Annotated in this window: 16 protein-coding genes; 9 read left to right on the forward strand and 7 right to left on the reverse strand. The window is 67.0% G+C overall.

Annotated features, from left to right (window positions below; genetic code table 11):
• Positions 1-6 precede the first annotated feature (6 nt).
• The 3 genes from BRADO_RS23715 to BRADO_RS23725 are packed head-to-tail and all read right to left on the reverse strand — an operon-like array spanning position 7 to position 1,584.
• On the reverse strand, positions 7-702 hold the full coding sequence (locus BRADO_RS23715) for an MIP/aquaporin family protein (protein WP_041756861.1): 696 nt from the start codon (positions 700-702) through the stop codon (positions 7-9).
• Positions 702-1,229, reverse strand: coding sequence for an arsenate reductase ArsC (locus tag BRADO_RS23720; protein ID WP_012028739.1), 528 nt, complete (start codon positions 1,227-1,229; stop codon positions 702-704). Before BRADO_RS23720 ends, BRADO_RS23715 begins: the two co-directional genes overlap by 1 nt.
• Complete coding sequence (locus tag BRADO_RS23725; protein WP_041756863.1) at positions 1,222-1,584, reverse strand: helix-turn-helix transcriptional regulator; 363 nt, start codon at positions 1,582-1,584, stop codon at positions 1,222-1,224. Before BRADO_RS23725 ends, BRADO_RS23720 begins: the two co-directional genes overlap by 8 nt.
• Before the next feature lie 161 nt (positions 1,585-1,745).
• On the opposite strand from BRADO_RS23725, the gene BRADO_RS23730 reads away from it, so the two are divergent.
• From BRADO_RS23730 to BRADO_RS23745, 4 genes are all read left to right on the forward strand, one after another.
• Positions 1,746-2,063, forward strand: coding sequence for a helix-turn-helix transcriptional regulator (locus BRADO_RS23730; RefSeq protein WP_012028741.1), 318 nt, complete (start codon positions 1,746-1,748; stop codon positions 2,061-2,063).
• A 49-nt stretch (positions 2,064-2,112) separates the two neighbouring features.
• Complete coding sequence (locus tag BRADO_RS23735) at positions 2,113-3,477, forward strand: NAD(P)-binding domain-containing protein (protein WP_012028742.1); 1,365 nt, start codon at positions 2,113-2,115, stop codon at positions 3,475-3,477.
• Positions 3,478-3,506: 29 nt separating this feature from the next.
• Positions 3,507-4,697, forward strand: coding sequence for an MFS transporter (locus BRADO_RS23740; RefSeq protein WP_012028743.1), 1,191 nt, complete (start codon positions 3,507-3,509; stop codon positions 4,695-4,697).
• A gap of 168 nt (positions 4,698-4,865) precedes the next feature.
• Positions 4,866-6,440 (forward strand): EAL domain-containing protein, encoded by a 1,575-nt coding sequence (locus BRADO_RS23745; RefSeq protein WP_244422877.1) that lies wholly within the window; start codon positions 4,866-4,868, stop codon positions 6,438-6,440.
• Between the two features lie 9 nt (positions 6,441-6,449).
• Here the strand turns inward: BRADO_RS23745 and BRADO_RS23750 are convergent, their stop codons facing one another.
• Positions 6,450-6,878 (reverse strand): CHRD domain-containing protein, encoded by a 429-nt coding sequence (locus tag BRADO_RS23750; RefSeq protein ID WP_012028745.1) that lies wholly within the window; start codon positions 6,876-6,878, stop codon positions 6,450-6,452.
• Between the two features lie 166 nt (positions 6,879-7,044).
• Here BRADO_RS23750 and BRADO_RS23755 point away from each other — a divergent pair, with 166 nt between their 5' ends.
• Positions 7,045-7,701, forward strand: coding sequence for a TetR/AcrR family transcriptional regulator (locus tag BRADO_RS23755; protein WP_012028746.1), 657 nt, complete (start codon positions 7,045-7,047; stop codon positions 7,699-7,701).
• 296 nt (positions 7,702-7,997) lie between these two features.
• Here BRADO_RS23755 and BRADO_RS23760 read toward each other — a convergent pair whose 3' ends face one another.
• Entirely contained in the window at positions 7,998-8,711 is a 714-nt protein-coding gene (locus BRADO_RS23760) for a GntR family transcriptional regulator (protein WP_012028747.1), read from the reverse strand.
• 173 nt (positions 8,712-8,884) lie between these two features.
• On the opposite strand from BRADO_RS23760, the gene BRADO_RS23765 reads away from it, so the two are divergent.
• From BRADO_RS23765 to BRADO_RS23780, 4 genes are read left to right on the forward strand one after another with little or no spacing between them, the layout of a single operon-like run.
• Complete coding sequence (locus BRADO_RS23765) at positions 8,885-9,778, forward strand: VOC family protein (RefSeq protein WP_012028748.1); 894 nt, start codon at positions 8,885-8,887, stop codon at positions 9,776-9,778.
• 23 nt (positions 9,779-9,801) lie between these two features.
• Positions 9,802-11,322, forward strand: coding sequence for a bifunctional 3-(3-hydroxy-phenyl)propionate/3-hydroxycinnamic acid hydroxylase (locus BRADO_RS23770; RefSeq protein WP_012028749.1), 1,521 nt, complete (start codon positions 9,802-9,804; stop codon positions 11,320-11,322).
• A 28-nt stretch (positions 11,323-11,350) separates the two neighbouring features.
• Complete coding sequence (locus BRADO_RS23775) at positions 11,351-12,670, forward strand: MFS transporter (RefSeq protein WP_012028750.1); 1,320 nt, start codon at positions 11,351-11,353, stop codon at positions 12,668-12,670.
• A gap of 14 nt (positions 12,671-12,684) precedes the next feature.
• A complete protein-coding gene (locus tag BRADO_RS23780; RefSeq protein WP_012028751.1) occupies positions 12,685-13,536 on the forward strand; it encodes a fumarylacetoacetate hydrolase family protein in 852 nt (283 codons plus the stop codon).
• Positions 13,537-13,679: 143 nt separating this feature from the next.
• Here BRADO_RS23780 and BRADO_RS23785 read toward each other — a convergent pair whose 3' ends face one another.
• Together BRADO_RS23785 and BRADO_RS23790 are read right to left on the reverse strand one after the other, a co-directional pair.
• Entirely contained in the window at positions 13,680-15,026 is a 1,347-nt protein-coding gene (locus tag BRADO_RS23785; protein WP_012029481.1) for an IS1182-like element ISBrsp2 family transposase, read from the reverse strand.
• A 534-nt stretch (positions 15,027-15,560) separates the two neighbouring features.
• Complete coding sequence (locus BRADO_RS23790) at positions 15,561-17,141, reverse strand: DHA2 family efflux MFS transporter permease subunit (protein WP_012028752.1); 1,581 nt, start codon at positions 17,139-17,141, stop codon at positions 15,561-15,563.
• Positions 17,142-17,154 lie beyond the last annotated feature (13 nt).

Consider the following 17,154-nt stretch of genomic DNA (forward strand, 5'->3'; position numbering starts at 1 on the left):
GAGCCGTCAGGCCGACAGCTCCACCCGCCCAGGACTTTGGCTTTTCGAACCAAGCAGCCACGCCATGAGCCACGCGCCGGCGGCCGCGCCGCACAGCTCGGCGACGATGAAGCCGGGCAGATCGAGCGGGCGAATGCCGGAAAACGTATCGGTCAGCGACCGCGCGATCGCGACCGCCGGATTGGCGAACGAGGTCGAGGCGGTGAACCAATAGGCTGCGGTGATATACAAGCCGACCAGCCAGGGTACGGCGGCCCGTTGAAAGCGCAAGCCTGCCAGGATCACCGCGACGAGCCCGAAGCTCGCCACCGCCTCGGCGAACCATTGCGCCCCGCCCGTTCTCACCTTGAGCGAGCCGGCCACGAGCGGCAGCGCGAACATCAGATGCGCCGTCATGGTGCCGGCGATTCCGCCGGCGACCTGAGCGGCGACATAGGCCGCCGCCTCCAGCGGCGATAGCGCGCGCTGCGCGGCGAAGACGAGCGTCACCGCGGGATTGAAATGCGCCCCCGACACCGGGCCGAGCACGGTGATCAGCACGACCAGGATCGCGCCGGTCGGCAGCGTGTTGCACAACAGCTGCAGCGCCACGTCGCTGGTCAGGCGCTCCGCCATGATGCCGGAGCCGACCACGGTGGCGACGAGCACGGCCGTGCCGAGCGCCTCGGCGACGACGCGACGCGGCAGATCGAAGGTCGCCATCATCCGGCCTTTGGCGTCGGCTGCGTCGCACCTTCGGAGCGCCCGATCTCGCGCAGCCGCGTGCCGAGCGACAGATTGTCGATGCGATCGAGCGGCAGATTGATGAAGGCGCCGATGCGGTTCTTCAGATAGCGGAACGCGGTGGTGAACGCCGCGAGCTTCTCCAGCTCGGTGCCATCAGCGGCCGCGGGATCCTCGATGCCCCAATGCGCGGTCATCGGCTGTCCCGGCCAGACCGGACAGGCTTCGCCCGCCGCGTTGTCGCAAACGGTGAAGACGAAATCCATCACCGGCGCGCCGGCCACCGCGAACTCCGTCCAGCTCTTCGAGCGCAGATCCGCGGTCGGATAGTCCATGCGCCGGAGCAGTTCGAGCGCGAGCGGATGCACCGCGCCCTTCGGCGTGCTGCCGGCCGAGAAGGCGCGGAAGCGGCCGGCGCCGTCCTTGCGCAGGATCGACTCGGCGAGCACCGAGCGCGCCGAGTTGCCGGTGCAGAGGAACAGGACATTGTAGATGCGGTCAGGCACGGCTCTTCTCCTTGCGCTTGGGCGGACAGCACGGGGTGAGACTTTCGATCAGCGGCGCGCAGACCTCCGGCCGGCCGCCGCAGCAATCCCTGAGCAGGAACAGCGCGACCTCCTGAAACGCCGCGAGATCGGCGCGGTAGACGATCGAGCGGCTGTGTCTCTCGGAGCTGACGAGCCCGGCACGCGATAGCACCGCAAGATGCGACGACAGCGTGTTCTGCGGCACCTCGAGCAGGCGCGCGAGCTCGCCGGCCGGCAGGCCCTCGGGCTCATGCTGCACCAGGGTGCGGAAGGCCTGCAGCCGCGTCGGCTGGGCCAGCGCCGCCAAGGCAAGAACCGCTTGTTCGTTTTCCATATATCGAGAATTATCGATATATAAGGGCGACGTCAAGCTTGCGCGCCGGCGAGTCGGGCGGACGAGCGCTGCGGCGTGCGACCGCCGTCCAATCTCGATACTTCCAATATTCTAGAAATATCGTTTGACTCACGGCCCACGCCTGCACCATCCTGATCGGCATGAAGCTCGACGATGCTGCCGCCCGCCTCGAAGCCCTGGGGAATACCACGCGCCTGAAGATCTACCGGGCGCTGGTGCGCGCCGGGCATGCCGGGATGCCGGTCGGCAAGCTGCAGGAGCGGCTGAAGATCCCCGCCTCCACCCTGTCGCACCACGTCAAGACGCTGGTCGCGGTCGGGCTGATCTCGCAGCAGCGCGAGGGCACGACCCTGGTCTGTCATGCGGAATACGACGTGATGCGCACCCTGCTCGGCTTTCTCGTTGCCGAATGCTGCGTCGAAGAACGCGGTTGCGGCGCTGCGACCACGGCAGCCTGAAGCGTTTTGTTTTATATTTCGATCATTCTAGAAGTATAGGAGTTGTGACATGATGGAAGCGAGGACGGTCGCGATCATCGGCGCCGGCCCGGTCGGGCTGGCGGCAGCGGCGCATGCGCTGGAGCGGGGCTTGCGGCCGGTCGTGCTGGAGGCCGGCCCCGAGGCGGCGTACGCAGTGCGGCAGTGGCAGCATGTGCAGCTGTTCTCGCCGTGGAAGTACAACGTCGATATTGCCTCGGCGCGGCTGCTCGCTGCGGCGGGATGGAATGCGCCTGACCCGGAGACCTATCCGACCGGGCGCGAGCTGATCGAGAGCTATCTCGCGCCGCTGGCGACGCGCACGGCCTTGCGCGACGTCATCAGGACCTCGCATCGCGTCACCGCGATCAGCCGGACAGGCTTCGACAAGGCCAAATCGAAGGGCCGCGCCGCCGCGCGGTTCGAGCTTCGCACGCGCAATGGCAAGGGCGACGCGGCGCTGCTGGCCGATGCCGTCATCGACGTCTCCGGCACCTGGTTCTCGCCCAACCCCGCCGGCGGCAACGGCCTGCCTGCGCTCGGCGAGGCCGAGCATGCGCCGCGCATCGCCTATGGCATGCCGGATGTTCGAGACGCGCAGCGCAGCCGCTATGCCGGCAGGGCTGTCGCCGTGCTCGGCGGCGGTCATTCCGCGGTCGGCACCCTGCTCGACCTCGCGGCCCTCGCTGCGGACGAACCGGGCACCCAGGCGATCTGGCTGCTGCGGGCGAACGATCCGGCGAAATCGTTCGGCGGCGGCAGCGCCGACCAGCTCGCCGCGCGCGGTGAGCTCGGCATGGCCTTCGCCGCTTTGGTGCGCTCGGGACGCATCCAGGTCGAGACGGGATTCTCCGTGGCGCGCATCGAGGATGAGGACCGGCGGCTCAAGATCACCGCGCGCGGCGATCGCCGCATCAACGCCGACGAGCTGATCGTCGCCACCGGCTTCCGCCCTGATCTCTCATTGCTGTCGGAGTTGCGGCTGCGGCTCGACCCGGCGATCGAGGCGCCGGTGGCGCTGGCGCCGCTGATCGATCCGAACGAGCACTCCTGCGGCACGGTGCGGCCGCACGGTGCGCGCGAGCTGGCGCAGGCCGACGAGGCCGGACTCTACCTCGCCGGCATGAAGAGCTACGGCCGCGCGCCGACCTTCCTGATGATCACCGGCTATGAGCAGGTGCGTTCGATCACCGCCGACATCGCCGGGGACAAGAAGGCCGCCGCGCGCGTCGAGCTGACGCTGCCGGAGACCGGCGTATGCACCCGCGGCGGGCTGGCGAGCATTCCTGCCCTGTCCGGCTGCTGTGGCGGGCCGGCTCCGTCAGGGGTAGAGAGTTGCTGCGCCGACGACGCCAAAGCCAAGGCGGCCGGGCGCGCGGGCTGCGGCTGCGCCTGACGCGGGCGCGAACGAGAGGTTTTTTCGGAATGCAGGCACGACGGCTGGGCGTGGTCATCGCTCTCGGCACCGCCCAGACACTGGCCTGGGCCTCGAGCTACTATCTGCCGGCGATCCTCGCCGACCCGATCGCCAGGGATCTCGGCATGTCGGACAACTGGTTCTTCGCCGCCTTCTCCGCCTCGCTGATCATCTCCGGCCTGCTCGGCCCGCGCATCGGCCGGCAGATCGATCGGGTCGGCGGCCGGCAGGTGCTGTGCGCCTCCAACCTCGTCCTGGCGATCGGACTGACGCTGCTCGGCCTGTCGCACTCGCTCTGGGTGATGGCGATCGCCTGGCTGTGGCTCGGAGTCGGCATGGGGCTCGGGCTCTACGACGCCGCGTTCGGCGCGCTCGGGCGCATCTATGGCAAGGACGCGCGCGGCGCGATCACCGGCATCACATTGCTCGCCGGCTTCGCCTCGACGGTGGGCTGGCCGCTGAGCACCTGGGGTCTGGCGACGATCGGCTGGCGCGAGACCTGCTTCGCCTGGGCGGTCGCGCATCTCGTGATTGGCCTGCCGCTCAACCTGTCGCTGCCGCGGACCACAGCGATGGCGCCCGGCGACATGCCCGTGGGCAAGCCGAACATCCCGCTCGACCGTCCAATGGTGCTGATCGCCTTCGCAATGGCCGCGGCCTGGACGGTGACCGCGGCGATGGCGGTGCATCTGCCGCGGCTGATGCAGGCGTTCGGCGCCACGCCGGCGCAGGCGCTGTTCGCCGGCATGATGATCGGCCCCGCGCAGGTCGCTGCGCGGGTGTTCGAGGCGGGCTTCCTCAGCCGCTTCCATCCGCTCGCCTCGGCCCGCCTCGCCTGCATCACCCATCCGATCGGCGCGCTGACCATCGGCCTGTTCGGCGGCGGCGCCGCCGCCGCGTTCGCGCTGCTGCACGGCTCCGGCAACGGCATCCTGACCATCGCGCGCGGCACGCTGCCGCTCGCGATCTTCGGCCCCGCCAACTACGCCTATCGGCTCGGCCTGATCGGTGCGCCCTCGCGGATCTGCCAGGCCTTCGCGCCGCTGGTGTTCGGGCTGCTGATCGATGCGCTGGGCCGCGGCGTGCTGATCGTGTCGGCGAGCCTCAGCCTCTCGGCGCTGACGGCGCTGATGCTGCTCTCGGCGGAGCGTGCGGATGCCAGCGCCGTCCCCGGCAGCGCGCCGGACAAGGCAGCCTGAACGCCGCCTTAAACCTTCCTTAACCAGCTTTCGGAGCGTTCGTCCGCGCCTCGACGCCGACGCAACGCCCGTCGCCGCGCATATACGGAAAGTTGAAGGTTGGGCGGAACGATGCTCCGTGGCCATACGGGGGACGTTCACGGCACGATGGCGTTGCAGCGCAAACAGATGCTTCGTGTCGGAGCGGTGGCCGCCTGCGTCGGGTTGTTCCTGACCGGCGCCGATCTCGCCATGACCGCGCTGATCGGCGGACAGACGGCGCGGCAGCTCGGCGATCTCAGCACAGTGGCGCTGCGCCGCTCCGAGGCCGCAATCGATTCGGCCGGCGAGATCCTCAACCGTCTGGTGGCGAAGGGACCGATGGACTGCAGCGCCATCGCGCTGCAATCGTTGCGGCTGAACGTCTATCAAGGGACCATCATCAAGGACATCCGTACCGTCGATCGCAACGGCTCGGTGCTGTGCGCGGCCTATCCGGAGACGCTCGAATTCGACAATGGCTGGGCGCGGCAGGAGGAGATGTTCAAGTCGACCGACGGCGAGCTGCGGCTGTTCCGGGTCGAGCAATTCACCGGCTCCGCCTTCGGCGTGCTGCGCGATATCGATGCGCGGCGGTCGCTGGCGGCGATCCTGCGCATCGACGGCAATCTGCTCGACGTGATGCCGGTCGGCCTGCGCGGCGAGAGCTACGTCACCCTCACGCTGCCCGATGGCGAGCAGGTCGCCGGCTATCATCCCGATGCGTCCGCGAAGCCGCCGGCGCAGACGGTTGCCTTCACGACCGCCTCCGAGCGCTATCCGCTGCAGGCCGCGATCCATGTGCCGCCGCGCAGCCTCAGCGCGCGCCGCGACATGACCTATCTCCTGACGATGCTCGCCGCCGGCCTGCTCGGCGGGCTGTTCGGCCTGTTGCTGGCAAGCTATCTGAGCCGCCCGGTGGATCCAGTGGCCGAGCTCGACCGTGCCCTCGGCGGCAATGAGTTCAAGCCCCATGTGCAGCCGACCTTCCGGCTGAAGACCGGCGACATCGTCGGCTGCGAGATCCTGGCGCGCTGGGAAAAACCGGACGGCCGGCTGATCCAGCCGATGAGCTTCATCCCGCTCGCCGAGAGCTCCGGCCGCATCGAAACGTTGACATGGCAGCTCCTGAAGACCGCGCTCCGCGAGCTGCAGCAGGAGATGCGGCGGGACAAGCTCTTCAAGCTGTCAGTCAACATCACGCCGCGGCATTTGCTCGGCGACGGCTTCATCGACGAGTTGCGCAAGGTGGTTGCCACGTCCTCGGTGTCGACCCGGCAGGTCGTGCTCGAGGTGACCGAGCGCGAGGCGCTCGCCGATCTCGACAAGGCGATGACCGTGGTCAAGGAGCTCAGCGAGCTCGGCTTCCGCATCGCGCTCGACGATGTCGGCATCGGCCATAGCGGCCTCTCGACCATCCAGCGGCTCGGCGCGCGCATCCTGAAGATCGACAAGTTCTTCGTCGACGCGATCACCCGCGATCAGTCCGCCGTGGTGGTGGTGCAGATGCTGGTTGCGCTGGCGCACGAGCTCGACATGTCGGTGATCGCCGAGGGTATCGAGCGCCAGGAACAGGTCGATGCGCTGATCGCCTGCGGGGTCGAGGAAGGCCAGGGCTATCTGGTCGCGCCGCCGATGTCGCTCGACCGCTTCAAGCAGTTCCTCGACGTGCGCCGCGCCTCCGCGACAGTCGCGCGAGTCACGAAGCCGGAGTTGGCGGCCTGAGGTCTGCCGCTATTGCCTGGTCATCTGTCCGCGGATCTCGCCGCCCGGATTGGCCTGGGTGTGGATGTTGGCGTACCATTTGCCGGCCAGCAGATCGGCTGCCTGCGCATCGGTGAGCGCGGCCGCACCGGTGATCGGCGGCTCCGGGCTCTTGAACGGCAGCACGATGCCGGCGGTCTTGCCGGGCTCGCTCGGACCATGAAAATGCGCCCCGATCGGCGGCCCGCTGAGGCCCGAGAAGGTGACCTTCCAGGTCAGGGTCTTGGTGGACGTGTCGAAGCTCGCTTCCGCCGCGCCAGACGCGGTGCTCGCATTGGGCGGCACCTCGTTCGCCGCCTTGAGCTCGGACTTCAGCATGATCATCTCGGCGTGCGCCAGAGGTGCGGCCGACAGCAGGGCAGCGCAGGCGAGCAGCGAAAGGCGCAACATCCGATGCATGATTTCCCCCGTCCTTTTTCCGCAGTCTGAAGTCGAAGGACCCCGCAGGCAAGCTGATATTCCGCGGGTAGGACGCTGACGGCCTTGATTGAACTCTCGCGCCCCCTGTGCGACACAGGACAGAACGAAACGGTTTCAAAAGCGCGATAGGGCGATGGCGGATCGGATGGCGGCTTCCAAGACGGCGCGCGGCAAGGTCGGGCGCCCCCCGCTCGAACGCGCCGGCGAGGTCGAGGAGCGCATCCTGGATGCCGCCAAGACCGTGTTCCTGGCCCATGGTTTCGAGGGCGCGAGCGTCGACGAGATCGCGCAGACGGCGCGCGCCGGCAAGCCGACGATCTACGCGCGCTTTCCCAGCAAGGCGGCGCTGTTCGCGGCCGTGATCGCCCGCCATGCCGGCCGCAACACCCAATATGAGAACCTGGTGCCGCAGGGGCGCAGCTTTCGCGCCCGGCTGATCAGCCTTGGCCAGACCTTGATCGAGCGCGCCATGGTGGACGAGACCATCGGCCTGATGCGCACTGCGATTGCCGAGAATCCGCGCTTTCCGGAGCTGACGCTCGAGATCCAGGACAGCGCGCGCAAGCGCGCCACCGTCAATGTCGGCCACGCCATCGCCGAGCTGGCCCGCGCGGAGGGCCTCGCCGGCAAGGGAGCCTTCGCCGCCGACCGGATCGAGGAGACGGCGCGAGTGTTCCTCGACCTGGTCGTCTTCGCGATGCTGATGCGGATCCTGCTCGGCGAAGATTTGCGGGGGCTGAAGAAGGAGGCCCAGACGCATGTCGAGAAGCGCGTCGACTTCTTCCTCGCCGCGACGACGTGACTGACTGGTCGTCGCCACGCGCACCGCCCCGCCCGCTTTGGCGCAACTCTCTCCACACGTCATTCCTTGGCGTTCGCGCGCAAATGGCGCCGACATTTTGAAGCAGCGCGAACGAGCCCGGAATCCATACCCACAGGCGGCCATAAGGTGCGAGATGGGGTGCGGCACACGCGTCGGCCCGGCGGCCAGTCGGAGCTATGGATTCCGGGCTATCGCTGCGCGAGCCCCGGAATGAAGGGAGAGAGACGGCGCATCTCTGAAGATATGGGGGATGCAAGAGGCGTCGCGACCCAGCCCTATCCGCCGTTCGCCTTCAGCTCCGGAAAGATCGTCTCGTCCTGCAGGATGACGTCAGCCGTGCGCTGGTAGTGCGCAGTCAGCAGCGCGACCGCGCCCTCGACATCCGCGTTCAGGACAGCATTGACGATCGCGGCGTGCTCGTCGCCGACCGCGCGTGAGGGGAACGCCTTGCGGATCGAGAGCCGGCGGTAACGGTAAAGCTGGTCGGCGAGCTGGCCGCAAAACGCTACGAGCGATTGCGAGCCGCAGTTCGCGATCAGGACGCGGTGATAGATGCGGTGCAGCTTTTCCCACTCCGGATTGTCCTCGAAGGTGGTGGCGCTGAGCGAGCGCGGCGCGCGGCTGAGGCGATGCTGCGCCAGCACCAGCTGCTCCTCCCATGGCGGCGTCGCCGCCTTCATCGATTCGCGCAGCGCCAGCGCCTCGACCCAGCAGCGCGTCTTGGTCAGCTCGGCGAGTTCGGCACGGCTGATGTCCTTGACGTAGAAGCCGCGCTGCTCGCGCACCTCCACCAGTCCATCGGCCGTGAGGCGGTTGAGCGCCTCGCGGAGCGGCGTCTGGCCGGTCTGATATGCCTCCGTGAGGAAGCGCATCTGCAGCTTGCGCGACGGCGCGAGCCGCCCGGACAGCAGGTCCTCGCGCAGCCGGTCATACACATGGCTTGCCTGGGTCGACGGACCCTGCCCGTCGACCTCGATCACCGCGTCCACGTTCGATCTCCCTCGGAATCGTCGCCTATGTATAGGGCTTAGCCTCTAAACATGAAATTTATAAATTATGATTGATTCCGATTTTTTATGTAATAAAAGGAACGAGCCGGCTCGCCGGCCATCGCACAAGAACATCGCGCGTCCCCTCCGGGATCGCGCCGGAGGACTCGCCCATGACCCGATTTCCGGTCACGGCCCTGCGCAGCGTGGACCTCGGCACGTCCGATCTCGGGCGGTCCGAAGCGTTTTATCGCGACGTCTGGGGTCTGGAGCGGGTCGCGACAGCCGACGGCGTCGTCTACCTGCGTGCCACAGGAAGCGACCATCACGTGGTCGCCCTGCACCGGAGCGACCGCACCGAGCTGAAGGCGGTGACGTTCCGTCTCGCCGCGGCGAGCGATTTCGACGCCATCACGCACAACGCCATCAACGAGGGCGCGACGCTGATCGCAGCCGCCGCGCCGAACGCGGCGCCCGATGGGGGCGTGATCATGAGCCTGCGAAGCCCGGAAGGCTGCGTGCTGCGCTTCGTCCACGGCGACGTCGCGCACGAGGCCAGGCCGTCGCGGCCGGAGCTGCCGGAGCGCCTCGCTCACGTCAATCTCAACAGCACCGACGTCGACCGCACCGCCGCGTTCTACGCGAATGCGCTCGGCTTCAAGCTGACCGACCGATCGGCCGCGATGGCCTTCGTGCGCTGCAATTCGGACCACCATGCCGTGGTCATCGCGAGCGCCAAGGTGAACAGCCTCAACCACGTCGCCTTTCTGATGCCGACCTGGGAAGGTGTGATGCGCGGCGCCGGCCGCATGATCGACGCCGGCTATCCGATCGCCTGGGGCGTCGGTCGCCACGGGCCGGGCGACAACGTGTTCGCCTATTTCATCGATCCCCAGGGCACGGTGATCGAATACACCGCCGAGGTGCTGCAGGTCGATGACGACTATGTCGTGCGCGGACCGGAGCATTGGGTCTGGCCGCCCGGCCGCACCGATCAATGGGGTATCGCGCCGCCCAAGGCCGACCACGTCAAGGCCGCGCAGCTCGCGGTCGGCTTCGCCGCCTGATCCTCTCAGCTACGAGCTTTCTCATGTCAGCAGACCATTATCAGGTCGTCATCGTCGGCTTGGGTCCGACCGGCGCCACCGTCGCCAGCCTGCTCGGCCGCGAGGACGTCGCGACGCTCGCGATCGATCGCGCCGTCGACATATACGACAAGCCGCGCGCGATCGCGCTCGACCACGAGATCATGCGGCTGTTCGACAATCTCGGCATCGCCGGCGAGGTCAGCCGCTACGTCGCGCCGTTCCCCGCCTCCGAGCACTTTGGCGCGCAGGGACAATTGATCCGCCGCATCGACATGGTCGGCGAGCCCTATCCCCTCGGCTACACGCCGAGCATGGTGTTCACCCAGCCGCCGGTCGAGCAGGTGATGCGCGACCGCGTCGCCGCCTGTCCTTCGGTGACCGTCGAGCTCGGCACGACGTTGGTCGACATCCGGCAGAATGCGAATGCGGCAACGGTCGTGCTGCAGCGGGAGGACGGCAGCACGCGCGAGGTCAGCGCCGACTACGTCATCGCCTGTGACGGCGCCTCCAGCACCGTGCGCCAGAAGCTCGGCATCCATTTCGACGATCTCGACTTCGACGAGCCCTGGCTGGTGGTCGATATCAGCGTCAACGCCAGCGGCGCCGGCAAGCTGCCGAAAACGGCGGCTCAGTTCTGCAATCCGGCGCGGCCGACCACTTACATCATCGGACCCGGCAACCATCGACGTTTCGAGATCATGCTGCGTCCAGGCGAGGACCGCCATGCGATGGAGCGGCCGGAGCAGGTCTGGCAATTGCTCGCGCCCTGGCTCTCTCCTGCAGATGGCGAGCTATGGCGCGCGGCGAGCTATCGCTTCCACGCACTGGTGGCGAGCCGCTGGCGGCAGGGCCGCGTGCTGCTCGCCGGCGATGCCGCGCATCAGCAGCCGCCCTTCATCGGCCAGGGCATGTGCCAGGGCCTGCGCGACGCCGGCAATCTCTCGTGGAAGCTGATCCGCGTGCTTCGAGGTGAGTCGCACGACACGCTGCTCGACAGCTACGAGGCCGAGCGCAGCACCCATGTGCGCGAGCTCACGACGCGCATCAAGGCGATCGGCCGCGTCATCTGCGAGCAGGATCCGGCGGCTGCTGCGGCGCGCGATGAACGCATTCTCGCCGAAGGCGGCGGCGCGCCACGCACCATCACGCGGCAGGAGATCGTGCCGCCGCTGACCACAGGACTGCTGGCGACGAAGGCGAATGCCGTGAACGGCACGCTGTTTCCGCAGCCCTGGATCATCAGCGACGCCGGCCGTGCGCTGCTCGACACCATCGCCGGCAGCGGCTGGCGTCTCGTGCTCGACGGCTCCGCGCTGAGCGCTCCGGCCATGCCCTCCGAGATCACGGCGATCACCATCGGCGGCAGCGGCCTGAAGGAGGAAAGCGGCGTGGTCGCGCGCTGGTTCGAGCGCCATGGCTGCCACGCCGCGCTGGTACGGCCCGACCACTACGTCTACGGCGTCGCCAGGGACGCACCGGAGCTCGCAGCTGTCCTGAGCGAGCTGAAAACTCGACTGAACTAATCAAAACAACATTGAACGGGGAAGCGCCATGACGACACAGACGGACACCACGACAGGATCGGCAGGAGGACGCGCCATTGCCGTCCTCATCATGCTGTTCCTGTTCCAGACCTTGAACTTCTTCGACAAGCTGGTGTTCGGCCTGTCCGCCGTGCCGATGATGAAAGAGCTGGGCTTGAGCCCGAAGGATTTCGGCCTGATCGGCAGCAGCTTCTTCCTCTTGTTCTCACTGTCGGGCATGGCCGTCGGCATGTTCGTGGTCGGCCGCTTTCCCGTGAAATGGCTGCTCTTGATCATGGCTGGCATCTGGTCGGCGACGCAGCTGCCGATCTTCTTCTCCAGCTCGATCGCGGTGCTGGTGATCTGCCGCATCATCCTCGGCGCCGGCGAAGGCCCGGGCCTGCCGACCGCGCTGCATGCCTGCTACAACTGGTTCCCGGCGCACAGGCGCAGCGTGCCGAGCGCCGTGGTGCTGCAGGGCATCAGCGTCGGCCTCCTGGCCGGCGGTCCGATCCTGACCTATGTCATCGTCAATTATGGCTGGCGCACCGGCTTCCTGTTCTGCGGCCTGCTCGGGCTCGCCTGGATGATCGGCTGGTTCTTCGTCGGCGGCGAAGGTCCCTACTCCGCGCAGGCGCCGCAAGCCGTAGCGAGCGACAAGGCGCTTCCCGCGCGCGTGCTGTGGGGCGATGCAACGGTGATCGGCGTCATCATCATGTCGACCGCGTCGTACTGGATCGTCGGCATGTCTGCGACCTGGCTGCCGCCGTTTCTGCAGCTCGGACTCGGCTACAAGCAGGTCGAGGTGGGATGGATCATCTCTGGCATCTATCTGTTCCAGTCACCCTTGCTGCTCGGCGGCTCCTGGCTGACGCAAGTTCTGCAGCGCCGTGGCTTCAGCCTGCGCGCCTGCCTCGGCCATGCCTCGGGGCTGGCGCTGCTCGCCGCCGGCTGCGCCCTGCTGCTCAGCATCGTCACCACGGGCCCGCTGCAGCTCGCCTGCGTTGCGATTGCCTTCGCCGCCCCCAGCCTCACCACGATCTTCGGTCCCGTGGCGCTCGGCGCGATCGCTCCGGCCGTGCAGCGCGGCCGTCTGATCGTCGTGATCTATTCGGGCAACGCCGCGTCGGCGCTGATCTCGAACGCGCTCACCGGCTGGATCGTCGGCGAGGCCGGCCCCAACGCCCCGCTCGGCTACGCCCATGCCATGACCTTCACCGCCGGCGTGCTCATCGTCGGCGCGCTCTCCGCCTTCGCCCTGATCTTCCCGGAGCGCACCATCGCGCGCTTTGCAAGAACGGCGCAGGAACCCGCTTCCCCCTCCGCCGTACCGGCGGTCTCGACCTGACAAAAGGACGTCCCATGAAATTCACGAGCTTCACGATCAACAACGTCAGGTCCTGGGGACTGGTCGAAGGCGATGAGGTCGCCGATCTCGGCGCGCTTTTGCGCGACCGCTTCCCGGACCTGAAGTCGGCGATCGCCGCCGGCGCCTTGAAGGACGTCGCTGTGGCGGCGTCCGGCGCCAAGCGGCATCCGCTCTCGGCCATCACCTTTCTTCCGGTGATCCCGAACCCCGACAAGATCCTCTGCATCGGCCTGAACTACGAGACCCACCGCAAGGAGACCGGCCGCTCGGAGGTCGAGAACCCCACCGTGTTCGGCCGCTTCGCCAACAGCCAGACCGGGCACCTCTCCAACATCATCCGCCCGCGCGTCTCGACCGATCTCGACTTCGAGGGCGAGCTCGCCATCGTCATCGGCAAGCCCGGCCGCTACATTCCGCGAGCCGAGGCGTTCCAGCACATCGCGGGCTATGCCTGCTACAACGAGGGCAGCGTGCGCGACTTCCAGCGCCACACGCATCAGTTCACCCCGGGCAAGAACTTCCCCGACACCGGCGCGTTCGGCCCGTGGCTCGTCACATCAGACGAGATCGATGATCTCGGCCCGCTGAAGCTGCAGACGCGGCTCAACGGCGAGGTCGTCCAGGAGGCGACGATCAGCCAGATGATCTTCGACATCCCGCGCCAGATCGAATACTGCTCCTCCTTCACCCGTCTGGAGCCCGGCGACGTCATCGCCACCGGCACTCCCGGCGGCGTCGGCTCCCGCCGCACGCCCCCGCTGTGGATGAAACCGGGCGACGTCGTGGAAGTGGAGATCGACAAGATCGGGCTGCTGCGCAATGGGATCGCGGACGAGGCGGAGTGATCGCCCCTTCGTAGAGCTTGTGAGCCAATTTGAGTTCAGGGCTGAGTTTGCGACGAGGGGGCTGTCGCCGCGGGGATAGCCGTTGTGTGCGGCTCTGTGCGGCGGATTGTCCCGGAGGATCCCTCGGATGCCGCTATCGGCGGCTATGATGCTGCTTTTTGACAGGCGATGAGGTGCAATCCTTGCAGAAGGTTGTTGGTGAACGCGTACCAGCTCACGACGGCGCGAACCTTGTCGATGCCGCGTACCGTCACTTGCCGGAGGTCCCAGTTGCGCCAGCGGGCGTGGATGCATTCGCACAGCGAGCGGAGCTGATACTGAGCCTTGCCGGCTTCGCTCGCCATGCGCGCTCGCCAGGCCGCCACACCAGGGCCATCGGTATCTCGGGGCCGATAAGGATCAACACCGCTTTTTTGCGAGCGCGGCGGACAGTAGATCTCGATGTTCTGGCCATGCGCCCATTCGATGTCGTCGCCACGGCAGTATCCGCCATCGACGAGGTAGCGCCTGGGCAGGCGTTGCAGCTTGTCGCGCAGCCGCTCCAGCATCGGTCGCATCAGGCCGCCGTCTGATCCGTTGTTGTCGATGTCGATTGCGACCACGATCATCGCGGCAGCAGCACTGACGACCTGCACGTTGTAGGCGGGACGGAAGCCGGCATCGGCCATCTTCATCCGCCGCGCCTGCGGATCGGTGGTGGAGGCCCGAGGCTCCTTCGGCTTCTTGCCGTTGCCGCCTTTTTCCTCGAGCTTCTGGCGCTTGCGCTTGATCTCCTCCAGCGCCGCCTGCGCCGCTTCGACCTTCTGTTTATGCTCGCGTGCGGCGCGCTCACGCGCCGCGCGGATGCGCCGGTTGCTGGCTTCTGGATCTGCATCGACTTCCCGCTTGAGCTCTTCCACCACCTCCGTTGCTTCCGCCAGCTTCTGCTGCAGCCTCGCTTCGCGCCGGAACGAGCTGGCCCCCGCATTGGCGCGGATCCGCACCCCGTCCTGTGCCAGCGTATCGAGATCGACCAGCCCGGCCTCGCTCAACGCCGCCAGATGTTCGCTCATCAGGCGGTCGAGCACATCGGCACAGCCGACGCGGAAGTCCGACAGCGTGTGATAGTTCAGCGATACCCCGCCACACAGCCAGCGATAGGCATCATGGCTCTCGCACAGGCGATCCAGCGCCCGAGCACTGCCGACGCCGTCGCTGGTGGCATAGAGCCAGAGCGCCAGCAAAAGGCGTGGCGACGGTGCCGGATGACCAGGCCTGTTCTCCCGCGCCTTCACTCGGTCTTCCAACTCGCTCAGGTCGAGCGTCTCGACATAGGTCCAGATCATCCGCGCCGGATGATCCTGCCCGATCAGGCTGTCGATATCGACCGCGCGCAGCTCGACCTGGTTGCGCTCCGGAACCCGCAGACGAGGCGCACCCTTCGGAAGCTCCCGCGCTTTGGGACCCGACTGCTCCGGCAATCCATCGAAAAGCTCGTCCTTAGCCATCATGACCTCCAGCAAACCGCTCCGCTTAGAGAATCATAGTCAGCGAGAACAGGCATCGAAAGATTCACAGCCTCGTAGGGTGGGCAAAGCAGCCGCCGAAGGTGGCAGCGTGCCCACCTCGAAGCGCAACGCTTTGGACTAACGGTGCCGACCAAGTGCGCTGCCCGATACAGCGCCCTCTCCCCTTGTGGGAGAGGGCATCGCCAGCCGATCAACACACCCGCTTGGGTGAGGGCTATCTCTCCGCGAGTAGCGCTCGGAGAAGCATACCCCTCACCCGACCGAGCTTGCTGCACTGTCCTACATGCCCTCTCCCACAAGGGGAGAGGGCGCATTCATGGGCACCAGCGCGCCTCAAGTTACCAGCACAACTAGCACGACTAATATCCATAGGGTGGGCAGAGCAGCCGCCGGAGGCGGCAGCGTGCCCACCGTTTATCAGCGAGCACAGCGGCCAGATGGTGGGCACGGCGCCTTTGCGATCGGAAGCTGAGGAAAGAGTACGGCAACGCCTTTGCCCACCCTACGCAGTTTTTCCTAATGCGCCATCGCCGGGCCGCCGCCGAGCTTGACCTTGCGCAGGGTCAGCGCCAGCGGGATGGCTGACAGCGAGATCAGCATCAGCGCCCAATACACGTCGACATAGGCCAGCAGCGACGACTGCATCTGCACGGTCTGGCCGATCCAGGCGAGCGCCTGCTGCTTCGCCTGCACCATCGAGCTGCCATGGGCGGCGAAGTAGTTGGTAACCTGGTTCAGCGTGTCCTGATAGGCCGGGTTCGACGGGATGGTGCTCTCGACGAGCCGGTTCTGGTGGAACTGGCCGCGATGCGCCAGGATGTTGGCCGCCAAGGACACGCCGATGGAGCCGCCGGTGTTGCGGGCCGCGTTGATCAGGGCCGAGGCCTGGTCGGTTCGTTCAGGGGGAATGCCGTTGTAGGACGCCGTCGTGATCGACAGGAAGATCAGCGGCAGGCCGATGCCAATCAGCATGCGGGACTCGGCGAAGAACCAGAAGTCGACATTGGCGTAGACACGCGTCAGGTCATACATGGCGAACGCCACCACCGCGGCGCCGGTCATGATCATGTATTTCGGCTGTACCTTGCCGGAGAGCCGGCCGACCACGAACATCATGGCCATGGTGACCAGGCCGCCCGGCGACAGCACGAGACCGGCCCAGGTGGCGGTGTAGCCGAAATCCTGCTGCACCATCTGCGGCAGCATCTGCGTGGTGCCGAGCAGGATCGCGCCGGTCGCCAGCATCACCAGGAAGCAGGCGCCGAACTGCCGCGAGGCGAGCATGCGCACGTCGACCGTCGGGTTCTTCTGGTTCATCTCCCACGGGATCATGGCGACGAAGGCCGTGGCGCAGACCGCGGCGGTGATCACGATGAAGCGGGAGTCGAACCAGTCGTCCTCCAGGCCGCGGTCGAGCATCAGCTCGAGCGCGCCGAGGAAGGTCGCGACCAGCACGAATCCGACCACGTCGAAGCCATGCGCCTGCTTCCGCCGCTCTTCCGTCACCTCTGCCGGCTCCTTGAGGATCAGCCAGATCAGCAGCATCGCGGCGACTCCGACGGGACCGTTGATCAGGAAGCACCAGTGCCACGAGGCGTTGTCCGAGAGATAGCCGCCGAGCGTCGGGCCCACGACCGGCGCGACGACGACGGCGACACCGAACAGCGCGAAGGCCTGGCCGCGCTTTTCCGGTGGGAAGGAGTCGGCGAGGATCGATTGCGCGACCGGCACCATGCCGCCGCCGCCGAGCCCCTGTAGGATGCGGAACATCAACAGCACCTGCAGATTCCAGGCAAAGCCGCACAGCACCGAGCTCGTGGTGAACAGGCCGAGGCACATGATGAAGAAAGCCTTGCGGCCGAACCGCTTGGCCAGATAGCTCGACGCCGTCAGGATGATCGCGTTGGAGACCAGATAGGTCGTCACCACCCAGGAGGATTCGTCCTGGCTCACGCCCATGCCGCCCGCGATATAGGGCAGCGCGACATTGGCGATGGTGGTGTCGAGCACCTCCATGAAGGTCGCCAGCGCCACCAGCACCGCGATGATCCACGGACTGCCGGCGCGCGGCGCGGAGAGAGCAGCAGACTCGCTCATGGCATCAGCCTCA

It is taken from the genome of Bradyrhizobium sp. ORS 278, assembly GCF_000026145.1.
GTDB lineage: Bacteria > Pseudomonadota > Alphaproteobacteria > Rhizobiales > Xanthobacteraceae > Bradyrhizobium.